This window comes from Candidatus Thiosymbion oneisti (assembly GCF_900092655.1).
GTDB classification, from domain to species: Bacteria; Pseudomonadota; Gammaproteobacteria; order Chromatiales; family Chromatiaceae; genus Thiosymbion; species Thiosymbion oneisti.
In genome coordinates this window covers 1-3,968 of sequence record NZ_FLUY01000924.1, presented here as the reverse complement: position 1 = coordinate 3,968, position 3,968 = coordinate 1, and the positions used below count along the sequence as shown (strand labels likewise).

Sequence of the window (3,968 nt, the reverse complement as noted above, 5' to 3'; positions counted from 1 at the left end):
GGCTTACTCGATTTCTATCGGCGCCGACGCAAGCTCTGCTACTGAGGCCGTTGACACTAACTTAATGGCAGTGACGCGCTGCGTGGGAACGTGGAAACTCCGCGCTGCGGAGAGAATCAGGCAGCTGTCCACCATTCCGTTCTTGTAATAGGCCAGCTTTGCCAATAACCGCGTCGAGTGCCTGGCCCGCGGATAATCGATAACCTGCCGCGCCCTGTTCGCACTCGTTCCCACGCTCCAGCGTGGGAACGCCATCTTGTCCGCTCCAGCGGACGCAGCTCCTCTGTGCTGATAGGCGTTGGCGGTTAGCCTACCGAGGCGCTTAATCGACGCTGGAGCGTCGGGAGCTGCTCCCACGCTGGAGCGTGGGGAGCCAGCCAATATCAATGTGTTAGTTTTTAGACAGCCTCTAAACGAATTAATCTGTGAAAATCTGCGTAATCTGCGGATAACCTAGGGCAGGATGGCACGCTTGTATTAGATCAAGGCTCTCGCTGACATAGGGTGCGTGAGGTCATGCCCGCGGTTGCAACCTGGGACGAACGACGCGGGAAACGGGGGACCTCCTCGGCAGCGAGTCGGAAGTGGTGGCAGTGCTCCAGATACTCGCGCATGCTCTTGGGCATCGGGACCCGCGCGCGGGCAATATGCCGGATCAGGGAGACACCGTCGCGGATGAGGGCACGGGCCCGCCGTGTGCGCCGTATCCGTTCCTCCGAGGCGTGTTGCGGTAGCTGCGGCTCGAGCCGGCACAACCGTTCACCAGCGACGACAAAAGTCGGCCACACCTCGAAGATCGCCGGATCGGTGCGCAAGGTCTCGCATTTCTCCTTGGCCGCGTCGGCAAGCTCCCGGATATGCAGATCGACACCGGGGAAGGACCCTTCATCCGCGCACGTATCTACCATGACATCGGCGATGCGGTCGATGTGGCACATGGTCTGCGCAATCTTCAGATAGCGACTTTCATAAAAGTCCCTCACCGGGATGGAGAAGGCCCGGAACGGCTCACCCCAGAGCTCGTCCAGACCCTCGTCGCCGCTGCGGTGGCGGACCAGGCGCCCGAGCTCCAGGGCCTCCAGCAGGTATTTGCCGCATTGATCCATCAGGGCATCGTCTGAGGTGATCTCCACCCCGAACTCTTGCAGCTCCACGACCTTGGTGAAGATGTCCGTAGCCCGGTTGAAGAGCGCTCCGGCCAGCATGGCGCCCGCCACCCGTTTGCGCTCCGGGTCCATCTCCCGCTCGTAGGCCTGTCGGGCTTCATTGAGGCGGATGCCGGGGATATTGATCCCGTGCTCCACATGGTTGAAGAGCCGTCGCGTCAGGGCATGAATCAGCTGCTTCTTGGCCTCCAGATTGTCGGCCGGCGGCTCGTAGTATTTGATCCAGTAACCGTCATAGTAGACCCGGGGCTTGCCCTTTATGTCCCGGCGGGTGCCGTTGGATATCTGGTGCAACATGGGACCGTTCGATCGTGTTGACTCGCCTCATCGGTGCGGCGCCGACACGGGCGCCGTGCCTCCTATGCTTGTATCCGGGATGAGGGAAGGGCGATGAGAAATTCAGAATAGACCCTCTCCGAATTTGCCGATAAACAATCTGCAACCCGTTGAACCCAAGCGAAAACCGAAGCACCGCCGCCCACCCCGGTGAGACCTGGGACAGGCACGGGCTAGTCTTCCGAGCGCTGAAAGGCATCCTGGAGCTGCTTTTGGATGCTTGCCGGGACCGCCTCATAGTGGCTCAGCTCGATCGTATAGGTGCCTTCGCCGCCGGTCATGGATTTGAGCCGCGATTCGTAGCCTTCCAGCTCCGCCAGCGGGACCTCGCCGTCGATGGCGATCCGGCCCAGGCCCTTGGCCTCGCTGCCGCTGATGCGTCCACGACGACCCGAGAGGTCCCCTGCCAGGTCGCCCATGGCGCTGTCTTGGGCCAGGATGCGGATCTTAACGATGGGCTCGAGGATCACCGGCTTGGCCTTGTCCACGGCGTCTTGGAAGGCCTTCTTACCGGCGGTGGCGAAGGCGATGTCCTTAGAATCCACCGGGTGGTACTTGCCGTCATAGACGGTAGCCCGGATATCCTGCATCGGGTAGCCGGCCACGGCACCCTCCTGCAAGATCTGGCGCACGCCCTTTTCCACCGAGGGGATGAACTGGTTGGGGATGACGCCGCCGACCACGGCGTCCACGAACTCGAAGCCCTGACCCCGCTCCCGGGGTTCGATGCGCAGATAGACCTCGCCGAACTGACCGGCACCGCCGGTCTGCTTCTTGTGCCGATGGTGGCCCTCGGCCGGGGTAGTGATGGTCTCCCGATAGGCGATGCTCGGCGGCTTGGTGTCCACCTCCACATGGAACTGCTCCGCGAGGCGTCGCAGCAGCACCCGCAGGTGTAGCTCGCCGAGTCCGCGCATGACGGTCTCGTTGGCCGCGGCGTTGTGCTCCACGCGGAAGCAGGGGTCCTCCGACTCCAGCTTGTGCAGGGCGTCGGTAAGCTTCTGCTCGTCGCCGTGCTTGGTGGGCGTGATGGCCAGCCCGAACAGGGGGACCGGGCACTCGATGGGGTGCAGGTGGTAGTGGTCCTCGTCGTGGGAGTCGTGAAGCACCGCATCGAAACGGATATCCTCCACCCGGGCTACCGCCAAGATGTCGCCGGGTCCACCCGCTTTCACCTCGATCTGCTCGTTGCCGTGCAGGCGGAACAGGTGATTGACCTTGAACGCCTTGCGGGCGTCGCCGATGAAGAGCTGGGTATCCCCGGTAACCCGGCCCTGGTGGATACGAAAGATCCCGAGCTTGCCGCGGAAGGGATCGTTGATCACCTTGAAGACATGGGCCAGGGTATGCCGCTCGGGATCCGGGCTGATGCTGACGGGCTCCGCGTCGGCCCCTTCGCCCTTTACATAGGGGGGCGGATTGCCCTCGGACGGGTTCGGCATCAACCGGGCCAGGATATTCAGCAGCTCGGGGATGCCGGTGCCGGTCTGGGCCGAGACGAAGCAGATCGGGATCAGATGGGCCTCGCGCAGGGCCTTCTCGAAGGGGGCGTGCAGCTGCTCCGGTGCCAACTCCTCGCCCTGCTCCAGATAGAGCTCCATGAGCTCCTCATCGACCTCGACCACTTGGTCGATGATCCGGCTGTGGGCCTCCTCGACGGAGGAGAAATCGGTTGCATCAGGGCCGGGTTGGAAGAAGCAGTCGATCACCCGCTTGCCACCGTCCGCCGGCAGGTCGATGGGCAGGCACTCGGCACCGAAGGTGTCTTGGATCTGAGCGGTCAGCTCACCCAGGTTCACCCCCTCGGCGTCGATCTTGTTGACGATGATCATCCGGCACAGATTGCGATCTTCGGCCGCCTTCCACATACGCTGAGTGACGGGCTCGATCCCGGTGCGGGCATTGATCAGGATGGCGGTAGTCTCCACCGCAGACAACACGGAAATGCCGCGGCCCAGGAAGTCGGGGAGCCCCGGGGTGTCGATCAGGTTGACGTGCTTGCCCTGGGCGTCGAAGCTGGTGATGCCCACGTCAAGGGAGTGCAGGTGCTCCTTCTCCAGGGCATCGAAGTCGCAGACGGTGGTGCCTTTCTCGATGCTTCCCGGCTCCACGATGACCCCGGTGGTGGTGAGCAGGGCCTCTACCAGGGTGGTCTTGCCGGCATCGGAATGGCCGGCCAGAGCGATGTTGCGGATGTCCTCGGCGTTATAATCAGGCATCGAGTAAACCTTCTTCTTAGGTAGCGCGCGCGGCCCATGGGCTACGCATCCGGGATTGTGGCAATGGATTTTAAGTATATCGTAACCGATCCGTCACGGTGTGCTCCATGGGGGTGGGGGCAGGGCAACCGAATGATAACTCGCCAGCAAGCAGCAGGTTACCTCGATGCCTTAGAGGCTGTCTAAAAACTAACCTATTGATTTTCTACTGGCATTGATTTTCGGCTGGCTCCCCACGCTCCAGCGT

General features: G+C 62.2%; 2 protein-coding genes. Both read right to left on the bottom strand.

What is annotated here, in order from left to right; translation table 11 throughout:
* Positions 1 to 482: 482 nt before the first annotated feature.
* Positions 483 to 1,463 carry a hypothetical protein gene (locus tag BQ17_RS09520; RefSeq protein ID WP_256091535.1) on the bottom strand — a complete coding sequence of 327 codons (981 nt, stop codon included), beginning with the start codon at positions 1,461 to 1,463 and terminating at the stop codon, positions 483 to 485.
* Between the two features lie 212 nt (positions 1,464 to 1,675).
* Positions 1,676 to 3,721, bottom strand: a complete 2,046-nt coding sequence (gene fusA / locus BQ17_RS09515; RefSeq protein WP_089726496.1) for an elongation factor G — start codon at positions 3,719 to 3,721, stop codon at positions 1,676 to 1,678.
* Between the last annotated feature and the right edge of the window lie 247 nt (positions 3,722 to 3,968).

Coding starts and splice junctions, on each gene's coding strand:
- BQ17_RS09520 (WP_256091535.1), bottom strand. CDS start 1,463: ATGTTGCACCAGATATCCAACGGCACCCGCCGGGACATAAAGGGCAAG.
- fusA (WP_089726496.1), bottom strand. CDS start 3,721: ATGCCTGATTATAACGCCGAGGACATCCGCAACATCGCTCTGGCCGGC.